At 35.0% G+C, this 20846-nt stretch carries 18 protein-coding genes; all 18 read left to right on the forward strand.

Annotation, left to right across the window (positions count from 1 at the left end):
• The first annotated feature begins 204 nt into the window (after positions 1–204).
• The 18 genes from ftsA to carB all read left to right on the forward strand — a co-directional run bounded on the left by ftsA (position 205) and on the right by carB (position 20836).
• On the forward strand, positions 205–1599 hold the full coding sequence (gene ftsA, locus HHH54_RS02825; protein ID WP_198617325.1) for a cell division protein FtsA: 1395 nt from the start codon (positions 205–207) through the stop codon (positions 1597–1599).
• Between the two features lie 29 nt (positions 1600–1628).
• Positions 1629–2798: a cell division protein FtsZ gene (ftsZ, locus tag HHH54_RS02830; RefSeq protein ID WP_198617326.1), complete on the forward strand. Its 1170-nt coding sequence runs from the start codon at positions 1629–1631 to the stop codon at positions 2796–2798.
• Between the two features lie 131 nt (positions 2799–2929).
• The gene (locus tag HHH54_RS02835; protein ID WP_198617327.1) at positions 2930–3721 is read left to right on the forward strand and encodes a purine nucleoside phosphorylase YfiH/LACC1 family protein; all 792 of its coding nucleotides are present in this window, start codon (positions 2930–2932) and stop codon (positions 3719–3721) included.
• Positions 3722–3739: 18 nt separating this feature from the next.
• Entirely contained in the window at positions 3740–4414 is a 675-nt protein-coding gene (locus tag HHH54_RS02840) for a YggS family pyridoxal phosphate-dependent enzyme (protein WP_198617328.1), read from the forward strand.
• Positions 4415–4418: 4 nt separating this feature from the next.
• Positions 4419–4997: a cell division protein SepF gene (locus HHH54_RS02845; RefSeq protein ID WP_198617329.1), complete on the forward strand. Its 579-nt coding sequence runs from the start codon at positions 4419–4421 to the stop codon at positions 4995–4997.
• Positions 4998–5007: 10 nt separating this feature from the next.
• Positions 5008–5298 carry a YggT family protein gene (locus HHH54_RS02850; RefSeq protein ID WP_198617330.1) on the forward strand — a complete coding sequence of 97 codons (291 nt, stop codon included), beginning with the start codon at positions 5008–5010 and terminating at the stop codon, positions 5296–5298.
• 192 nt (positions 5299–5490) lie between these two features.
• Complete coding sequence (locus tag HHH54_RS02855; protein ID WP_232796220.1) at positions 5491–6261, forward strand: YlmH family RNA-binding protein; 771 nt, start codon at positions 5491–5493, stop codon at positions 6259–6261.
• 22 nt (positions 6262–6283) lie between these two features.
• Positions 6284–6874 (forward strand): DivIVA domain-containing protein, encoded by a 591-nt coding sequence (locus HHH54_RS02860; protein ID WP_198617331.1) that lies wholly within the window; start codon positions 6284–6286, stop codon positions 6872–6874.
• 188 nt (positions 6875–7062) lie between these two features.
• Positions 7063–9810, forward strand: coding sequence for an isoleucine--tRNA ligase (gene ileS, locus HHH54_RS02865; RefSeq protein WP_198617332.1), 2748 nt, complete (start codon positions 7063–7065; stop codon positions 9808–9810).
• Positions 9811–10274: 464 nt separating this feature from the next.
• Positions 10275–10460 carry a hypothetical protein gene (locus HHH54_RS11285; protein WP_232796221.1) on the forward strand — a complete coding sequence of 62 codons (186 nt, stop codon included), beginning with the start codon at positions 10275–10277 and terminating at the stop codon, positions 10458–10460.
• A 269-nt stretch (positions 10461–10729) separates the two neighbouring features.
• Positions 10730–11218 (forward strand): signal peptidase II, encoded by a 489-nt coding sequence (gene lspA, locus HHH54_RS02870; RefSeq protein ID WP_198617333.1) that lies wholly within the window; start codon positions 10730–10732, stop codon positions 11216–11218.
• On the forward strand, positions 11215–12135 hold the full coding sequence (locus HHH54_RS02875) for an RluA family pseudouridine synthase (RefSeq protein WP_198617334.1): 921 nt from the start codon (positions 11215–11217) through the stop codon (positions 12133–12135). Before lspA ends, HHH54_RS02875 begins: the two co-directional genes overlap by 4 nt.
• A gap of 271 nt (positions 12136–12406) precedes the next feature.
• Positions 12407–12931, forward strand: a complete 525-nt coding sequence (gene pyrR, locus HHH54_RS02880; RefSeq protein WP_198617335.1) for a bifunctional pyr operon transcriptional regulator/uracil phosphoribosyltransferase PyrR — start codon at positions 12407–12409, stop codon at positions 12929–12931.
• 160 nt (positions 12932–13091) lie between these two features.
• Positions 13092–14384, forward strand: a complete 1293-nt coding sequence (locus HHH54_RS02885) for a uracil-xanthine permease family protein (RefSeq protein ID WP_198617336.1) — start codon at positions 13092–13094, stop codon at positions 14382–14384.
• Positions 14385–14406: 22 nt separating this feature from the next.
• Positions 14407–15294 carry an aspartate carbamoyltransferase catalytic subunit gene (locus tag HHH54_RS02890; RefSeq protein ID WP_198617337.1) on the forward strand — a complete coding sequence of 296 codons (888 nt, stop codon included), beginning with the start codon at positions 14407–14409 and terminating at the stop codon, positions 15292–15294.
• 1 nt (position 15295) lies between these two features.
• Entirely contained in the window at positions 15296–16570 is a 1275-nt protein-coding gene (gene pyrC, locus HHH54_RS02895; RefSeq protein ID WP_198617338.1) for a dihydroorotase, read from the forward strand.
• Entirely contained in the window at positions 16570–17670 is a 1101-nt protein-coding gene (locus tag HHH54_RS02900; protein ID WP_198617339.1) for a carbamoyl phosphate synthase small subunit, read from the forward strand. The genes pyrC and HHH54_RS02900 overlap by 1 nt, the downstream gene beginning before the upstream one ends.
• Positions 17663–20836 carry a carbamoyl-phosphate synthase large subunit gene (carB, locus tag HHH54_RS02905; RefSeq protein WP_198617340.1) on the forward strand — a complete coding sequence of 1058 codons (3174 nt, stop codon included), beginning with the start codon at positions 17663–17665 and terminating at the stop codon, positions 20834–20836. Before HHH54_RS02900 ends, carB begins: the two co-directional genes overlap by 8 nt.
• The last annotated feature ends 10 nt before the right edge of the window (positions 20837–20846 follow it).

The following is a 20846-nucleotide window of genomic DNA, read 5'->3' on the forward strand; positions in this document are numbered from 1 at the left end:
ATAGTAACCGTTTTAAATTTATAATAAATATTTTATAAGTGTTGTGGTCAATATTCGGAATATCGTTCCTATCGAAATAGTAAGAATTAATCTAATTTCACGAAAAAAGTTAAAATATCAATGTGTTTATAGTTCACATTGATAGTGTGTTATTGTAAACTTATAATAGTGTAGATATGTAAATAATGTCGGAGGTGCCTATCTATGGAAGAGCATTACTATGTTAGTATAGATATCGGCTCATCAAGCGTAAAGGCTATCGTTGGAGAAAAATTTCATAATGGTATTAATGTGATAGGTACAGGGCAAACCTATACAACTGGTATTAAAAATGGCTTAATTGATGATTTCGATGTCGCTAAACAAGCTATTAAGGATACAATCAAGAAAGCATCTATCGCTTCTGGTGTGGATATTAAAGAGGTTTTCTTAAAACTACCAATTGTTGGTACAGAAGTTTTTGATGAGTCTAATACAATAGAGTTTCATCAAGATACAGAAATTAATGGTTCACATATAGAAGATGTTTTAGAAGGTATCCGTGAAAAGAATACAGTTTCAGATACTGAAGTTGTGAATACGTTTCCACTTCGTTTTGTAGTAGATGATGAGAATGAAGTTACTGATCCTAAAGAATTAGTTGCGCGTCATTCTCTACATGTTGATGCGGGTGTTATCGCGATTCACAAATCTATTTTAATTAATATGATTAAATGTGTAGAATCAGCAGGAGTCGATGTGCTTGATGTCTATTCTGATTCTTACAATTATCGTTCAATATTAACACCTACTGAAAGAGAACTTGGTGCATGTGTGATAGATATTGGTGAAGACTTAACACAGATTGCATTCTATGAACGTGGAGAACTCGTTGATGCCGATGTAGTATTAATGGCTGGACGTCATATTACTGAGGATATTGCACAATTTTTAAACACTACATATGAATCTGCTGAAAAAATCAAACAACAATATGGTCATGCTTTTTACGACTCAGCATCTGATCAAGATGTCTTTACAGTTGAGCAATTAGACCAAGAAGAACCAGCACAATTCACTCAAAAAGAATTAAGTGACGCGATTGAAGCACGTGTTGAAGATATCTTTTTTGAAGTTTTTGATGTATTACAAGAATTAGATTTGACAAAAGTAAATGGTGGTTTTGTCGTAACAGGTGGATCAGCTAATTTATTAGGTGTTAAAGAACTTTTACAAGACTTAGTTAATGAAAAAGTGAGAATTCATACTCCTTCACAAATGGGTGTGAGAAAACCAGAATTCTCATCTGCAATTTCGACTATTTCTAGCAGTATTATTTTTGATGAGTTATTAGATTATGTTACAATTAGTAATCATGATTACGATGATGTAGAGGAAGAAGTTATTGAAGATGATGCAAAACGTCATGATCAGAAAGTAGGAGGTTTTGAATCATTCTTCAAGAAAAAACCTAAAAAGCAAATCGAAGAAGAAGATGCATATACTTCAGAAGAAGATTATGATCATCATGAATTTGAAGATTATGAACATGAACAAGTACAAGAACCAAAACAAGAAGAAAGCAAATTCAAAAAGATAATGAAGTCTCTGTTTGATTGATTGGCTACAAAGATTAGGAGGAAAATTAAATGTTAGAATTTGAACAAGGATTTAATCATTTAGCGACACTCAAAGTTATCGGTGTCGGTGGCGGCGGTAACAATGCTGTTAACCGCATGATCGACCATGGCATGAATAATGTTGAGTTCATTGCGATAAATACAGATGGACAAGCTTTAAACCTTTCAAAAGCTGAGTCTAAAATTCAAATTGGGGAAAAATTAACACGTGGATTAGGTGCAGGTGCGAACCCAGAAATTGGTAAAAAAGCGGCTGAAGAATCTCGTGAGCAAATTGAAGACGCTATTCAAGGTGCAGATATGGTATTTGTAACTGCAGGTATGGGTGGCGGTACTGGTACTGGAGCAGCACCAGTTGTAGCCAAAATCGCGAAAGAAATGGGTGCTTTAACAGTAGGTGTTGTAACGCGTCCATTCGGTTTTGAAGGTCGTAAGCGTCAAACTCAAGCAGCAGCGGGTGTAGAATCGATGAAAGCTGCAGTAGATACTTTAATCGTAATTCCGAATGACCGCTTATTAGATATTGTTGATAAGTCTACACCGATGATGGAAGCATTTAAAGAAGCAGATAACGTGTTACGTCAAGGTGTACAAGGTATCTCAGACTTAATTGCAGTGTCTGGTGAAGTGAACTTAGACTTTGCAGACGTAAAAACAATTATGTCTAACCAAGGTTCTGCATTAATGGGTATTGGCGTATCATCTGGTGAAAATAGAGCAGTTGAAGCAGCTAAAAAAGCAATTTCATCTCCTCTTCTTGAAACATCTATTGTTGGGGCGCAAGGTGTTTTAATGAACATTACTGGTGGCGAATCATTATCATTATTTGAAGCACAAGAAGCTGCAGACATTGTTCAAGATGCAGCTGATGAAGATGTTAACATGATTTTTGGTACAGTTATCAATCCAGAGTTACAAGATGAGATTGTTGTAACCGTTATTGCAACTGGTTTTGAAGATAAACCTTCACCTCAAGCTCGTAAACAAAGTAGCACTGGGTTTGGTTCAAGTGCATCACAACCAGCATCAAAAGATTCTGGAATGAACACTGGATCTACTTCATTCCCAACACACGATAGAGATGTAGAAGGTGGTAGAAGTCACAGTACAGCTGATGATGATATCCCAAGCTTTATTCGTAATAGAGAAGAGCGTCGTTCAAGAAGAACACGTCGTTAATTCATAAATATTTGGATTGTTGATTTTACGTAGTCTACTTGGACCTACGTATGATACGCTAGGACAAAAGTCATCGCTTCATTGTCCTAGCTTTTTTTATTTTATAGCGACTAATATTGGAGGTCTTTGTTATGGAAACATTTAGAAAAGCAGCACATCATATGTATTATGAACCTAGTCGTAAAGAAGATATTACAATTGGAATTACAACTCGAAATGATGGTGTTAGTCCATTTCCGAAAAATGCATTTAATATGGCACGTTATATTAAAGATGAACCCAATCATATTACAGCACATCAAGATACACTTGCTCATGAAATAGGAATCCCTAAATCACACTGGGTGTTTCCAATTCAAACACATGGTCATAATGTCATCGAAGTTTCCACTCAAGATCAAGGCACAAATATAGATACACTTTCAGATAACGAACTTTATGGGATCGATGGGATGTATACATTTGATAAAGATACATTGTTAACAATGTGTTACGCAGACTGTGTACCCATTTATGTCTATAGTGTTAAACATCATTTTATTGCACTCTTGCATGCAGGATGGCGTGGGACAGTGCAACAAATCGTACATCAATTATTATTAAAGTATCCATATGATTATAAAGATTTAAAAGTTGTTATTGGGCCTGCAACCTCAAATTCATACGAAATTAATAATGATATTTATCGACAATTTCAAGAATTACCAATTGATACTAATCAATATATTGAACAAAGAGAAGAGAATCGTCATGGCATAGATTTAAAGGTTGCCAATCAATTACTCTTTGAACATTACGGTGTTCCTGCTCAAAATATTACCATGACAAATTATACGACTTCAGAACATTTAGATTTATTCTTTTCTTACCGTATTGAAAAAGGACAAACAGGTCGTATGTTAGCGTTTATCGGGCAAAAATAAATTAGGAGGCGTATTTAAATGTCTGTAAAAGAAAATCTAAAAGACATCAACGAACAAATTGAGGCACACATCGATAAAACACATGCATCAACCTTACCTCACGTGATTGCTGTCACAAAATATGTTACAATAGAGCGAGCTAAAGAAGCATATGATGCAGGTATTCGTCACTTTGGTGAAAATCGACTAGAAGGCTTTTTAGAAAAGAAAAAAGCTTTACCTAATGACGTTACAATGCACTTCATAGGTTCTTTACAATCACGAAAAGTCAAAGAAGTTATTAATGACATTGATTATTTACATGCATTAGACAGAAAAAGTCTAGCAAAAGAAATCAGCAAACGTGCAACACATACAATTAAGTGTTTTGTTCAAGTAAATGTATCTGGTGAATCTTCAAAACATGGGATATCAGTCGAAGAACTCATTCCATTTGTAAAAGAACTTGAAAACTATCAAAACATCGAAGTAGTAGGACTGATGACTATGGCACCACTTACAGAAGATGAAACACAACTTAAATCCATATTTAAACAATTACGAACTAAGCGTGATGAAGTTCAAGCATTAAATTTACCTTATGCACCTTGCACGGAACTATCAATGGGAATGAGTAATGATTATCCAATTGCGGTAGAAGAAGGTGCGACATATATTAGAATTGGTACACGTTTAGTTGGAAAAGAGGAGTGAGTTAATGGCTATTAAAGATTTATTTAATGGTTTTTTTACAATTGAAGAAGATGATGAAGATTTAATTGAAGAAGAACGTCTTGAAGAAGAGCGTAAAGAAAAAGAAGCTGAAGTACGTAATACATCAGCTTCACAACAACCTAAATCACAACCACGTGCAATCCAATCAGTGCCAAAAAAACAATCGACACGTACTAAGCAATCCCAACAAGAACGTCGATTTCAAGTGGCATCACAACCATCAGAGCATCATAATCAAGGGAATGTGATTAGTATGACACAAGATCAAAATACGTATCAGAACGGCAGTTCAAAAATGTGTTTATTTGAACCACGTGTCTTCTCAGATACACAAGACATTGCAGACGAACTTAAAAATAGACGTGCAACTTTGGTCAATTTGCAACGTATTGACCCAATTTCAGCTAAACGTATTATCGATTTCTTAAGCGGAACGGTGTATGCGATTGGTGGCGATATTCAACGTGTGGGTGCAGACATATTTTTATGTACGCCTGATAATGTTGAAGTAGCCGGTAGTATTACAGAACATATCGAAACAATGGAAAACCAATATGAATAAGGTGACATAAGTGAGCATACAATTAATTTCTACAATCTTTAATATCATTCTATTTTTAGTGCAAGCATATACATTTGGAATGATTATTTATATTTTTATGTCTTGGCTTCCCGGAGCAAGAGGAAGTGCAATTGGACAATTTATGGCTAAAATATACGAACCTTTCTTAGAACCATTTCGTAAAATAATCCCGCCATTAGGGATGGTTGATTTATCTCCAATTGTTGCATTTATCGTATTAAACTTATTTCAACGTGGACTTATCGCGATTTATCAACTCATTGTGCCGCATTTGGTCTAGGAATCGTATTTGAAAGTATTACCTTTTATCTGTGAATGTTTAAAAGATCCTTAATTTTATAAGTAAGTTCTAGGTGAGACGAGTTTTAGAATGAATGTGATTTGAAATTAGCAATAATTTCTAGAATCAACAATTTTAAGCTGTCTCATCTTTTATACGATAAAAATTTGATGATTTAAAAGAGGTGATATATTGGAGTTATATCAACATTTTCGAAAAGAAGAGCAAGAATTGATTGATCAACTTTTAGATAAATTGAGAATGGCAGAACAGCAATATGCCCCAATATTGACCTACTTCTTAGATCCACGAGCACAATATATTTTGAAAACACTTGTTGGACGATACCCGGACTTAACTGTACATTTTTACGGGGGACCCAATGCTGAAAGACAACGCGCGATTATCGCACCAGAATATTTCGTGCCTACAACTGAAGACTATGAATTATCATTAATTGAACTTAAATATCCTAAAAAGTTTGTGACAATCCAACATCAACATGTTTTAGGTACGCTCATGTCATTAGGAATTCATCGTGAACAAGTTGGCGATATTATTGCTGGTGAGCGTATTCAATTTGTTTTGACAAAGCAGTTAGAATCATATATTATAATGGAATTAACTAAAATAAAAGGTGCTACTGTACAACACCATGTTTTATCTATTGAAGATATGATACAATCAGAAGAACAGTGGCAAAGTTTTAATGCAACAGTGAGTGCATTAAGACTCGATGTCGTTCTTAAAGAAATGATTCGTAAATCGAGAGAGATTGCTAAAACATATATTAATCGAAAGCGGGTTAAAGTGAATCATACTGTTATCGAAGCGTATGATTTTCAACTGGAAGAAGGAGATTTGCTATCGATTCAAGGTTATGGCAGAGCGAAAATTACACATATTGGTGAGCGAACAAAAAAAGATAAATTAAAGATAAGCTATCAAACTTTATTCAAATAGTGTATGATGGAGGAGTGTATTTATGGCATTTACACCCAGTGAAATAAAAAATAAGTCGTTTACGTATATCAAAAATGGTTTTGAACCTAAAGAAGTAGAGCAATACTTAGAGCAGTTAAGTCAAGAAGTGCAACGATTAAGAGAAGATAAAAGACAACTTGAAAAAGTGCTTGAAGAAAGAGACGGACACATTCAAAACTTTAAAGAAGTTGAAAAATCAGTAGGCGAAGCAATTGTAAGTGCTCAACGTGCAGCTGATGAAACTAAAGTAGCAGCTCAAAAAGAGCATGATGCGATTATTGCTAAAGCCAGAGCTGAAGCTGATCAAATTCTTAACGATGGGATTGAAAAAGCGAGACGTTTATCTTTCCAAACTGAAGATATGAAGCGTCAATCTAAAATTTTCCGTTCACGTTTTCGTATGCTTGTGGAAGCGCAACTGGATTTATTGAAAAATGACGATTGGGATTACCTATTAAATTACGATCTCGATGCACAACAAGTTACAGAGGAAAATTTCAAGCATCTTAATGAAAAAGATATTACAGCTACTGAAAAGCAGGAAGCTAATGAATCTAAACAAATTAATGAGACAGACACGCAAGAAAAATAAAAGTCAGGACACAGCGATTTAGGGATAGTGAGAGCCTAATGAATGCATTTTCTTGTATCACTGCCTCATCATTAATATATTAATTTATGAGAGAACTCTAAGCTGAGTTAAGTAGGGTGGTACCGCGGTTGTTCGCCGTCCCTATTATCTGAGCTTAGAGTTCTTTTCAGTTAAAGGAGTGTTAAAAAATGGATTACAAAGAAACGTTACTCATGCCAAAAACAAAATTTCCAATGCGTGGTGGATTGCCAAATAAAGAGCCACAAATTCAACAAGAATGGCGTGATAAAGATTTATATCGAAAAATGTTAGCTAAAAATGAAGGGAATACCCCATTTATTTTACATGATGGTCCCCCTTATGCTAATGGTAACTTACATATGGGGCACGCACTTAATAAAATATTAAAAGACTTTATTGTGCGTTATAAAACAATGTCTGGTTTTTATACCCCTTACGTACCTGGATGGGATACACATGGATTACCTATCGAACAAGCATTAACAAAAAAAGGTGTTAAACGTAAAGAAATGTCTGTTGCAGCGTTTCGTGATAAATGTAAAGCTTTTGCGATGGAACAAATTGAAAATCAAAAGCGAGATTTCCAACGTTTAGGTGTTAATGGTGATTTTGAAAATCCATATATTACATTAAAACCTGAGTATGAAGCAGCTCAAATTAGAGTCTTTGGTGAAATGGCTGAAAAAGGTTTAATATATAAAGGTAAAAAACCAGTATATTGGTCACCATCAAGTGAATCTTCACTAGCAGAAGCAGAAATCGAATATCATGATAAACGTTCGGCATCAATATATGTTGCGTTTGATGTAAAAGATGGTAAAGGTGTTGTAGATGAAGATGCCAAATTTATTATTTGGACAACAACACCATGGACATTACCTTCTAATGTCGCAATTACTGTGCACCCTGATTTAACTTATGTACAAATGAATGTGGAAGGTAAAAAATATATCATTGCTGAGGCTCTAGTGGATGCAGTAGCTGACCAATTAGAATGGGATAAAGAAGCTGTAGTTCGCGAAAAAGACTTTAAAGGTCACGAACTTGAATATGTAGAAGCACAACATCCATTTATCGATCGTATTTCTTTAGTTATTAACGGAACACATGTTACAACAGATGCAGGTACAGGATGTGTTCATACAGCACCAGGTCACGGGGAAGATGACTATATTGTCGGTCAAAAATACGATCTTGATGTCATCAGTCCTGTCAATGCGAAAGGGGTATTTACTGAAGAAGCGGGTCAATTTGAAGGTATGTTTTATGATAAAGCGAATAAACCGATTACAGATTTATTAAAAGAGAAGGGTGCGCTTTTAAAACTAGACTTTATTACTCATAGTTATCCGCATGATTGGCGTACGAAAAAACCCGTTATTTTTAGAGCTACACCTCAATGGTTTGCATCAATTTCTAAAGTAAGACAAGATATTTTAGATGCGATTACAAAAACACATTTCAAAGTAGACTGGGGAAAAACACGTATTTATAACATGATTCGTGACCGTGGCGAATGGGTTATTTCACGTCAACGTGTTTGGGGCGTACCGCTTCCAGTATTTTACGCTGAAAATGGCGATATCGTTATGACTAGAGAAACAATCATGCATATTGCAGATTTATTTGAAGAGCATGGTTCTAATGTATGGTTTGAACGTGAAGCGAAAGATTTATTACCAGAAGGTTTCACACATCCTGGTAGTCCAAATGGAGAATTTACTAAAGAAGAAGACATTATGGATGTATGGTTTGACTCTGGTTCATCTCACCGTGGTGTGCTTGAAACACGTCCAGAATTGAGTTTCCCATCTGACCTTTACTTAGAGGGAAGTGACCAATATCGTGGTTGGTTTAACTCGTCAATTACGACAGCAGTGGCAACGAGAGGTGTATCTCCATACAAAATGTTGCTATCCCATGGTTTCGTAATGGATGGTGAAGGTAAGAAAATGAGTAAATCTCTAGGCAACGTGATTGTGCCAGATACGATTGTTAAACAAAAAGGTGCAGATATTGCACGCTTATGGGTAAGTTCTGTAGATTATCTTGCTGACGTGCGTATTTCAGATGATATCTTAAAACAAGTTGCTGATGTTTATCGTAAAATACGTAATACGTTGCGCTTTATGCTAGGAAATGTCAATGATTACAATCCAGCTACAGATCAAATTGATGAAGCTGACTTGTTAGAAGTAGATCGTTATGTACTTAATCGTTTACGTGAGTTTACAAATAGTACATTAGAACACTATGACAATTATGACTACTTAGATATTTATCAAGAAGTTCAAAACTTTATCAATGTAGAATTAAGTAACTTCTACCTAGACTATGGTAAAGATATTCTATACATTGAAAAACAAGATGCACATAAACGTCGTAGTATGCAAACAGTGTTATATCGTATTTTAGTTAATATGACAAAATTATTAGCACCAATCATTCCGCATACTGCTGATGAAGTATGGTCATATATTAATCACGTTGAAGAAGAAAGTGTTCATCTTTCTGATATACCTGAAAAAGAAGAGGTTGATACGGAATTACTTGAAAAATGGTCGACATTTATGGCATTACGCGATGATGTCAATCGTGCATTAGAAGTCGCACGTAATGAAAAAGTGATTGGTAAATCATTAGAAGCAAAAGTGAAAATCGGAAATAGTGCATCATTTGATACATTATCTTTCTTAAAATCATTTAATGATTTACATCAATTATTTATCGTTTCTCAAGTTGAGCTTGTTGATCAGCCTAATGGTACGGATTATCAACATGCAAATATCGAAATTACTTTTGCAGATGGTGAAAAATGTGCTCGTTGCTGGAATTATAGTGAATCGTTAGGTTCAGTAGGAGAACTCACAGATTTATGTCCGCGCTGTCAAGAAGTTGTGAAGTCATTAAGTTAAGTTTATAGAATATAACTAATAGGTGACGCAATATTCATAGAGATATGAATATTGGTGTCGCCTTTTTTATGATGTGAAAAGACATCATTAGAGGATAAAGAATATGTTCGATCATATGTAATATACAGTAAACTAATTATATTTCCATCATATTCATGATATAAATACATTGAGTCAATGTACCTAACAAAGCATTTGAATTACTTGTTGATAATCTTAAAAAATATTATTTGTTGTGTTAGGATTACGTTACAAGTTTAAAAATGTTGTGTTTATAAAATAAAAAATTAGCGTGCATTTTAGTTTAAATGGGTGTGCTAGCTGTGCGATTTAAGTAGTTAAAGTGAAGCACAAACTATATAGATATGACGCACTGACTATATCGCTTCACAATTAATGAGATGAGTTATGACGAAGTAACTAGTACATTAGAACATAGTTTTAAATGAGAACGAGGTGGTTTAATGGAAAATTCATTGTTTTGGAAAAAGAAATTTATTCCCGTATATTTTATAGTTGCTTTCCTAGCTTTTCTTCTTTTTAAGTTTTATTTAAAATCTAACGATATGTCCATATACTTATTGATTTTATTAATCGTAAGTATGGGTATTGCGTCTTTAGTGTATAATTATAAAGATAAGATGAAATGACAAATTGGATTAAAAGCATTTGAGAGTCAAATCTCAAAGACTACAACAAATCGGACTGGTGACATTTTTTATTATGTTACGAGTTCGTTTTTACTTTTTAAATATAAAAGATAAAATGCTTCTATATTATATTACATAGTGAGATTATTGATATTAATAGTCAATAATTCAATCAAATAGCGTATATGTATCGTTTCTGAAATACAGCAAGTTGAGCTATAATAGTGCTGTTGATCATTTTAAAAAGAAATTAAGAGAGGAACTAGTTTATGAAACGTCAATATTATATCGGCCCCTCCATTCTAAGTGTTGCTTTGATTATTATGTTTGACCAGCTTACTAAATGGATGATCGCGACGAAAATGACGATTGGAGATTCTTATATCATTATTCCAAATTTCTTATCTATCACATCACATCGTAATAATGGTGCGGCTTGGGGCATATTAAGTGGTAAAATGACTTTCTTTTATATTGTAACCATTGTGATATTAATTGCTCTGATTTATTTCTATATTAAAGAAGCGCAATATCAATTTATGATGCAATTGTCGTTAAGTTTACTCTTTGCAGGAGCGATAGGGAATTTTATTGATCGTCTGCTACGAGGAGAAGTTATTGATTTTATTGATACTTTTATCTTTGGATATGATTTTCCTATTTTTAATATTGCAGATAGTAGTTTAACAGTGGGTGTGATATTATTGATAATTGTATTACTAAGAGATACTCAATCAAAAGACGAGGTGAGAAAATGAGTCAATATGATTTTAAAATTACACAAGATAGCTATCATTTACAACGTATTGATAAGGTATTACCTGAATTCAATCATGAATGGTCTCGTAGTCAAATTCAAGATTGGATTAAAGATGGACTTGTAGAAGTTAATGGCAAACCTGTCAAATCTAATTATAAAGTTAAGTTACGTGATGAAATTATCGTGACGGAAAAAGAAACAGTTGAAGCGGATATCAAACCTGAAAATTTAAATTTAGATATTTATTATGAAGATGAGGATGTTGCAATTGTATATAAACCAAAAGGTATGGTTGTTCATCCTTCTCCTGGACATTATAGTGGTACGTTAGTAAACGGATTAATGTACCAGATTAAAGATTTATCAGGTATTAATGGTGAAATTCGTCCAGGTATCGTTCATCGTATCGATAAAGATACTTCCGGTTTATTAATGGTTGCTAAAAATGACGTAGCACATCGTAATTTAGTAGAACAATTAACAGCTAAAACGGTTACGCGTAAATACACAGCACTTGTACATGGTCATATTCCTCATGAGTTTGGAACGATTGATGCACCAATCGGACGTCATAAAAATGACCGCCAATCAATGGCTGTTGTAGATGAAGGTAAAGAAGCTATTACACATTTTAATGTCATTGAAAGTTTTGATCACTACACATTAGTAGAATGTCAATTAGAAACAGGACGTACACATCAAATTCGTGTTCATATGAAATATATTGGTTATCCGTTAGTTGGCGATCCTAAGTATGGTCCGAAGAAAACGATTGATATGGATGGACAAGCGTTGCATGCTGGTGTGATAGGTTTTAATCATCCTAAAACTGGTGAATATATTGAGCGTTCAGCACCGCTACCAAAAGCATTTCAAGATGTCATTCAACGTATAAAAGCATCATACTATAGTTAAATAAAATCAAGAACCTGAAAATATAAATTTTACTTTGACATCAAGTGAAAAAAACGTTAATATTAAAAATAACAAAACAAATCAGTGATACAAACAAATAAATCTTTAGTCTTTAATTATAGGTCCCGTGAGGCTTAAAAGACATGATTATCGATATATAAATATAGTATCTCTATATCTAATACTATGTTAATGCTAAACTTTAACTCATGTCTTTCAAAGGCATGAGTTATTTTTTGTATATTAAAGATTGATGTGAGGAGTGGCGATATTGGCTGAACGTGTCGTTTTAGATGAATCTGCAATTAATCGAACTGTAACGAGAATTGCTCACGAAATACTAGAGTACAATAAAGGATCACAAAATCTTGCTTTATTAGGTATTAAGACGCGCGGTGAATTTTTAGCGAAACGCATTCAACAAAAAATTCAGCAAATCGAAGAAGCTGAAGTTCCGACTGGAACGCTAGATATTACCAATTTTAGAGATGATAATGAATCACGTACTCAAGATCAGTCTAAAACATTTCAGATTAATACTGACATCAATAATCGAGTTGTTATTTTAGTTGATGATGTATTATACACTGGACGCACTGTTAGAGCATCACTGGATGCGATATTATTACATAGTCGTCCGCAAAAAATTGGCCTTGCTACTTTAGTGGATCGTGGCCATCGTGAGCTACCGATTCGTGCTGATTTTGTTGGTAAGAATATACCAACATCTCACAAAGAATCCGTTGAAGTGTATCTCGAAGAAGTAGATTCTAAAAATGCAGTAGTTATAAAATAATATGACCTTTTAAATCAGTACGAGAGACTGACAAAGGTGACACTTTATACGTGTATGAGTAAAGGTAGATTTATATCCTTTTACAAAATATACGTATGTGTCTGTGCAGTCTCTTAACGTAATGTTAGGAGACTTTTTTGTAGAGAAAGGACGAATAACCATGGAAAATGAGAAGATGTTTCAACGTACAGTACAACCCGTATTAGATGTTAATGAAAAACCAAATGCAGGACAGTGGGCATTTTTAAGCCTACAGCACTTATTCGCAATGTTTGGAGCGACGGTATTAGTACCGTTTTTAACGGGATTACCAGTGTCATCAGCATTGCTTGCATCTGGTGTAGGAACCTTATTATATATTCTAATAACTAAAGGGAAAATACCAGCCTATTTAGGATCGAGCTTTGCGTTTATCACACCGATTATCACTGGATTGAGTACTAATAGTTTAGGTGACATGCTTGTTGCATTATTCATGAGTGGTGTGATGTATGTACTCATTGGTATTGCGATTAAGTTAAGTGGGACAAATTGGCTTATGCATTTATTACCACCTGTTGTTGTCGGACCAGTCATCATGGTAATTGGATTAAGTTTAGCACCAACTGCTGTTAATATGGCTATGTTTGAAGATTCGGGCGCAATGAAAGGTTATAACTTGACTTACGTTGCGGTTGCAGCGATTACCTTGTTTGTTACGTTATTAGTACAAGGGTTTGGAAAGGGGTTCTTTTCACTAATCCCAGTTTTAATAGGAATCATCGTAGGATATATTGCAGCTGTTCTTTTTGGAATTGTTAACTTTAAACCTGTACAAGAGGCGCGTTGGTTACAATTTCCAGATATTTATATTCCTTTCGTAAATTATCACCCATCCATACATATCGGGTTGATAGCTGTCATGCTTCCTATTGTATTTGTAACAGTAAGTGAACATATTGGACACCAAATGGTCATTAACAAAATTGTCGGCCGTAACTTTTTCGAAAATCCAGGCCTTCATCGTTCAATTATTGGTGATGGTGTTTCAACAATGTTTTCAAGTATTATCGGTGGGCCACCTAGTACAACTTATGGTGAAAACATTGGTGTACTAGCGATTACGAAAATATACAGTATTTATGTCATAGGCGGTGCGGCGTTAATCGCTATCATTCTAGGATTTGTTGGGAAGTTTACAGCTTTAATTGCATCTATTCCAACTCCAGTAATGGGTGGTGTTTCAATCTTATTATTTGGAACAATTGCAGCGAGTGGTTTACGAATGATTGTTGAAAGTCAAGTGAATTTCGCAAATAATCGTAACCTTGTCATCGCCTCTGTGATCCTCGTCATTGGTATCGGAAATATGATGCTTAATTTAAGTAATCTAGGTATTCAACTTACAATTGAAGGTATGGCACTTTCGGCAACAGCTGGTATCATTTTAAATCTAGTTTTACCAAAACGTTAAATCAATAGGAGGAATATCTGTCATGCAAAACCTAGTCTCAATGGAAGACTTATCAGTCAATGAAATTGAACATCTAATTGAAACAGCTTCAAAATATAAAAATAATGAAGAGACTCCAAGTTTAAAAGGAAAATATATTTCTAATCTGTTTTTTGAGAATTCTACACGGACAAAATGTAGTTTTGAAATGGCACAGCACCGTTTAGACATGAAGCAAATCTCATTTGAAACATCAACATCATCCGTTCAAAAAGGTGAATCACTGTATGACACATGTCGAACACTTCAAACGATAGGGTGTGATGCATTAGTCATTCGACACAATGAAACGAATTATTACGAAGATCTGTTAGATATTGGCATTCCAATTATTAATGCTGGGGATGGGAGTGGACAGCATCCTACACAAAGTCTATTGGACTTAATGACAATTTACGAAGAATTTGGTCGTTTTAAAGATTTAAATATCGTGATTTGTGGTGATATTAAAAATTCGCGTGTAGCACGTAGTAATTACCATAGCTTAACAGCATTAGGTGCACATGTTTCATTTGTAGCACCTGAAATTTGGCAAGACGAAACTATGGATGGTACATATCAAAATTTAGATGATGTGATTGATAAAGTAGACATTGTAATGTTATTAAGAGTACAACATGAACGCCACAGTGCAGGACATCAAGGTTTTGAAAAAGAGGAGTATCATCAACGTTATGGTTTAACAGAAGCACGATACAATCGTCTACAAGATCATGCTATTGTGATGCATCCGGCACCAGTTAATAGAGGTGTAGAAATCGCAGACAGCCTTGTTGAAGCACCAAAATCACGTATTTTTAAACAAATGGAAAATGGTGTGTATTTAAGAATGGCAGTATTGACTGAAACAATCGGAAAAGGAGCGGAATAAAATGAAGTTAATTCAAAATACGAAAATGTTAGAAGCTGGACAATTGAAAAAGGTTGACGTACTTATCGAGGGTAAAACGATTAAAGAAATTGCTGAAAATATTGAAGTGACTAATGATATGAAAGTTATTGATGCAAAAGGGCATTTCTTGGCACCTGGATTTATCGATGTCCATGTGCACCTAAGAGAACCAGGCGGCGAACATAAAGAAACGATTGAAACAGGCACAAAAGCAGCAGCCCGCGGTGGTTTTACAACTGTATGTCCAATGCCAAATACTAAACCTGTGCCGGATACAGTAGAACATATGGAAGCGCTCAATGAACGTATTAAGGAGACTGCACATGTTCGTGTACTACCTTATGCATCAATTACAATTCGTCAAGCTGGACAAGAACATGTAGATTTTGAAGCTTTAAGTAAAGAAGGTGCGTTTGCTTTTACAGATGACGGTGTAGGTGTTCAACAAGCTTCAATGATGTATGAAGCTATGCAAGCTGCTCAAAAATTAGATAAAGCGATTGTTGCACATTGTGAAGATAATAGTTTAATTTATGGCGGTGCAATGCACGAGGGGAAACGTAGTCAAGAGTTAGGTATCCCTGGTATTCCAAGTATTTGTGAGTCTGTTCAAATAGCACGTGATGTGCTTTTAAGTGAAGCAACAGGATGTCATTATCACGTTTGTCACGTTTCAACAAAAGAAAGTGTTCGTGTCATTCGAGATGCTAAAAAAGCAGGGATTCCAGTGACAGCAGAAGTGACACCGCATCATTTATTACTTACAGAAGATGATGTACCCGGAGATAATGCGATTTATAAAATGAATCCACCATTAAGAAGCAAAGCAGATCGTGAAGCACTAATTGAAGGATTATTAGACGGCACGATTGATTGTATTGCAACTGATCACGCACCACATGCTAAAGATGAAAAAGAACAACCAATGACGAGAGCACCATTTGGTATTGTAGGTAGTGAAACAGCATTTCCACTCTTGTACACACATTTTGTAAAAAACGGTGAATGGTCATTACAACAATTAGTAGACTATTTGACAACGAAACCCGCACAAACGTTTGATTTACCATATGGTAAGTTAGAACAAGGTGCGTTGGCGGATTTAACATTAATTAACTTAGATGATGAATTTGAAATTAAAGCAGAAGATTTCTTATCAAAAGGTACAAACACACCGTTTATTGGTGAAAAAGTATATGGACAACCTGTATTAACAATGGTTGAAGGCGATATTCGTTTTGAGGAGGAAAAATAATGTTTGAGAAACGTTATCTTGTGTTTGAAGACGGGAGTCAATATGTAGGATTCAAATTAGGTTCAGATGAACTCACTCAAGGAGAAATTGTATTTACAACTGGAATGACAGGATATCAAGAAACAATTTCAGATCCATCATTTACAGGACAAATCGTGACATTTACGTATCCTTTAATAGGAAATTACGGGATTAATCGAGATGATTTTGAATCATTAGTACCTACTTTAAGCGGTGTGGTTGTCAAAGAAGCTTGTCAGTTTCCAAGTAATTTCCGTTCAGAAATGTCATTTGATGAAATGTTAAAAGAATATAATATTCCTGGCATCAGTGGTGTGGATACAAGAAGTATTACTAAAAAAATCCGTCAACATGGTGTATTAAAAGCAGCATTTGTTGATGATGCATCTGAGGTAGATTCAACGATTGAAACGCTTAAAAACACGACATTTCCTAGAACTGAAGTACCTACTGTTTCAACAAAATCACCATATGTTTCAACAGGATTTGATTTAAAAGTAGTACTAGTTGACTTTGGTAAGAAGCAAAACATTGTAAGAGAGCTTAATGCACGTGGATGTGAGGTTACAGTTGTACCTTACGATACATCAGCTGAGGAAATTCTTAAACGAAATCCTGATGGTGTGATGCTATCAAATGGTCCTGGTAATCCTGATGATGTTCAAGTAGCGGTTGAAATGATTAAAGGCATTCTTGGACGTGTCCCATTCTTTGGTATTTGTTTAGGTCATCAACTGTTTGCTTTATCACAAGGCGCAAAATCATTCAAAATGAAATTTGGTCACCGCGGGGCAAATCATCCTGTAAAAGATTTAGCTACAGGTAAAATTGCTTTAACGAGTCAAAATCACGGTTATTCAATTGATGCAGACTCAATTCAACATACGGATTTAGAAATTACACATGTCGCACTGAATGACGGTACTGTGGAAGGATTAAAACATAAGCATCTCCCAGCTTTCTCAGTACAATATCATCCAGAAGCATGTCCAGGCCCAACTGATTCTAACTATCTATTCGATCAATTTATTGAAATGATGAACGAAAATAAACAAAAGGAGCGCGTTACTCATGCCTAAAAGAAATGATATCGAGACAATACTTGTAATTGGTTCTGGTCCGATTATTATCGGTCAAGCAGCTGAATTTGACTATGCGGGTACGCAAGCATGTCTTGCTTTAAAAGAAGAAGGGTACCGCGTCATTCTAGTCAATTCAAACCCAGCTACAATCATGACTGATAAAGAAATTGCAGATAAAGTTTATATCGAACCATTAACTCATGATTTTATTGCACGTATTATCCGTAAAGAACAGCCCGATGCATTACTTCCAACATTAGGTGGTCAAACAGGTTTAAACATGGCAATAGAATTACATGAAAGTGGTGTACTAGAATCTAACCATGTGAAATTATTAGGTACAGAACTCGCATCTATCAACCAAGCTGAAGACCGTGAATTGTTCCGCACACTAATGAACGATTTAAACGTACCAGTGCCTGAAAGTGATATTGTCAACACTTTAGAACAAGCATTTGAATTTAAAGAGCAAGTGGGTTATCCATTAATTGTGCGTCCAGCATTCACAATGGGTGGAACTGGTGGCGGAATTTGTCATAATGATGAAGAGCTTAAAGAAGTCGTATCAAATGGTTTAAAATACAGCCCAGCAACACAATGTTTAATTGAAAAATCTATCGCAGGATACAAAGAAATTGAATATGAAGTGATGCGAGACAAAAATGATAACGCGATTGTCGTTTGTAACATGGAAAATATTGATCCTGTTGGTATCCATACAGGTGACTCAGTGGTAGTTGCACCAAGTCAAACATTATCAGACGTTGAATATCAAATGTTACGTGATGTTTCGTTAAAAGTTATTCGTGCTTTAAAAATTGAAGGCGGATGTAACGTTCAACTTGCATTAGATCCACACTCAATGCAGTACTATATTATTGAGGTTAACCCACGTGTATCGCGTTCATCAGCATTAGCATCAAAAGCAACAGGCTATCCTATTGCGAAACTTGCCGCTAAAATTGCTGTAGGATTAACATTGGATGAAATGAAGAACCCTGTAACAGGCACATCTTACGCAGCATTTGAACCGACACTTGATTATATCGTTTCAAAAATTCCACGTTTCCCATTTGATAAATTTGAAAAAGGCGAAAGAGAACTTGGTACGCAAATGAAAGCAACTGGAGAAGTAATGTCTATCGGTCGTACTTATGAAGAATCATTATTAAAAGCAATTCGTTCGTTAGAATATGGTGTTCATCATTTAGGATTGCCAAATGGTGAATCATTTGATTTGGATTATATTAAAGAACGTATTAATGCTCAAGATGACGAGAGACTATTCTTTATTGGTGAAGCGATTCGCCGTGGAGTAACACTAGAAGAAATTCATGATATGACAAAAATTGATTACTTCTTCCTGAATAAATTTAAAAACATCATTGATATGGAGCATGTCTTAAAAGAACACAAAGGGGATATCGACTATTTAAGGTTTGCGAAACGATATGGCTTTAGTGACCGTACAATTGCACATCGCTTTGAAATGAAGGAAGCTGATGTATATGAATTGCGTCAAAAACATCAAATCAATCCAGTTTATAAAATGGTCGATACATGTGCGGCAGAGTTTGAATCAGCAACACCATATTATTATGGTACGTATGAAGAAGAGAATGAATCTCTTGTATCAGAAAAAGAGAAAATTATTGTATTAGGATCAGGTCCAGTTCGAATTGGACAAGGTGTAGAATTTGACTATGCCACAGTGCATGCAGTTTGGGCCATTCAAAAAGCAGGTTATGAGGCAATTATTGTCAATAATAACCCTGAAACAGTGTCTACGGACTTTTCAATTTCGGATAAACTTTACTTCGAACCTTTAACAGAAGAAGATGTTATGAATATCATCAATCTAGAAAAACCTAAAGGCGTAGTCGTTCAATTCGGAGGACAAACTGCGATTAATTTAGCTGATAAATTAACGAAATATGGTGTTAAAATACTTGGAACTTCTTTAGAAGACTTAAATCGTGCAGAAGATAGAAAAGAGTTTGAAGCATTATTAACGCAAATTAATGTGCCACAACCAAAAGGTAAAACTGCAACTTCTGCTAAAGAAGCTTTAGAAAATGCAAGAGATATTGGATATCCGGTTGTTGTGAGACCATCATATGTACTTGGTGGTCGCGCTATGGAAATTGTATATAATGATCAAGAACTTGAAAATTATATGAATGAAGCAGTGAAAGCGAGCCCAGAACATCCAGTCCTTGTAGACCGTTATTTAACAGGTAAAGAAATTGAAGTGGATGCTATTAGTGATGGTGAAACAGTCATTATTCCTGGTATTATGGAACATATCGAACGAGCGGGCGTACACTCTGGAGACTCTATTGCAGTTTATCCACCTCAAACATTAACAGAGGAAGAAATTCAAACATTAGAATCCTTTACGATAAAACTTGCTAAAGGTTTAAATATCGTCGGATTAATCAACATCCAATTTGTTATCGCACATGATGGAGTATATGTATTAGAGGTTAACCCAAGATCTAGTCGTACAGTTCCATTTTTAAGTAAAATTACAGAAATTCAAATGGCACAATTAGCGATGCGTGCTATTATGGGTGAAAAACTCGCTGATTTAGGTTATCAACAAGGTATCCAGCCTTATCAAGAAGGGGTATTTGTAAAGGCGCCAGTATTCAGCTTTAATAAATTAAAAAATGTTGATATTACACTTGGACCTGAAATGAAATCAACTGGTGAGGTAATGGGTCGAGATCTTACACTTGAAAAAGCGCTATTCAAAGGATTAACAGCTGCGGGTATGACAGTTAAAGATTACGGAACAGCATTGATTACAGTGAGTGATAAAGATAAAGATGAAATGGTCAAAATTGCAAAACGATTAAATGGCTTTGGTTATAAAATTATTGCAACATCAGGGACAGCACAAAAATTATCAGATAATGGTATTAAAGTTGAAACAGTAGGCAAAATAGGTGGACAAGATGATTTAATCACAAAAATTCAAAATGGCGATGTTCAAATTGTTATCAATACGATGACAAAAGGAAAAACAATTGAAAGAGACGGGTTCCAAATCAGAAGAACATCTGTAGAAAATGGTGTTCCATGTTTGACATCCTTAGATACGGCTAATGCATTAACAAATGTGATTGAAAGTATGACATTCTCAATGCGAAATATGTAGGAGGTATAAA

Source organism: Staphylococcus canis (assembly GCF_016238445.1).
GTDB classification, from domain to species: domain Bacteria; phylum Bacillota; class Bacilli; order Staphylococcales; family Staphylococcaceae; genus Staphylococcus; species Staphylococcus canis.

Coding starts and splice junctions, on each gene's coding strand:
- ftsA (WP_198617325.1), top strand. CDS start 205: ATGGAAGAGCATTACTATGTTAGTATAGATATCGGCTCATCAAGCGTA.
- ftsZ (WP_198617326.1), top strand. CDS start 1,629: ATGTTAGAATTTGAACAAGGATTTAATCATTTAGCGACACTCAAAGTT.
- HHH54_RS02835 (WP_198617327.1), top strand. CDS start 2,930: ATGGAAACATTTAGAAAAGCAGCACATCATATGTATTATGAACCTAGT.
- HHH54_RS02840 (WP_198617328.1), top strand. CDS start 3,740: ATGTCTGTAAAAGAAAATCTAAAAGACATCAACGAACAAATTGAGGCA.
- HHH54_RS02845 (WP_198617329.1), top strand. CDS start 4,419: ATGGCTATTAAAGATTTATTTAATGGTTTTTTTACAATTGAAGAAGAT.
- HHH54_RS02860 (WP_198617331.1), top strand. CDS start 6,284: ATGGCATTTACACCCAGTGAAATAAAAAATAAGTCGTTTACGTATATC.
- ileS (WP_198617332.1), top strand. CDS start 7,063: ATGGATTACAAAGAAACGTTACTCATGCCAAAAACAAAATTTCCAATG.
- HHH54_RS11285 (WP_232796221.1), top strand. CDS start 10,275: ATGGAAAATTCATTGTTTTGGAAAAAGAAATTTATTCCCGTATATTTT.
- lspA (WP_198617333.1), top strand. CDS start 10,730: ATGAAACGTCAATATTATATCGGCCCCTCCATTCTAAGTGTTGCTTTG.
- HHH54_RS02875 (WP_198617334.1), top strand. CDS start 11,215: ATGAGTCAATATGATTTTAAAATTACACAAGATAGCTATCATTTACAA.
- HHH54_RS02885 (WP_198617336.1), top strand. CDS start 13,092: ATGGAAAATGAGAAGATGTTTCAACGTACAGTACAACCCGTATTAGAT.
- HHH54_RS02890 (WP_198617337.1), top strand. CDS start 14,407: ATGCAAAACCTAGTCTCAATGGAAGACTTATCAGTCAATGAAATTGAA.
- pyrC (WP_198617338.1), top strand. CDS start 15,296: ATGAAGTTAATTCAAAATACGAAAATGTTAGAAGCTGGACAATTGAAA.
- HHH54_RS02900 (WP_198617339.1), top strand. CDS start 16,570: ATGTTTGAGAAACGTTATCTTGTGTTTGAAGACGGGAGTCAATATGTA.
- carB (WP_198617340.1), top strand. CDS start 17,663: ATGCCTAAAAGAAATGATATCGAGACAATACTTGTAATTGGTTCTGGT.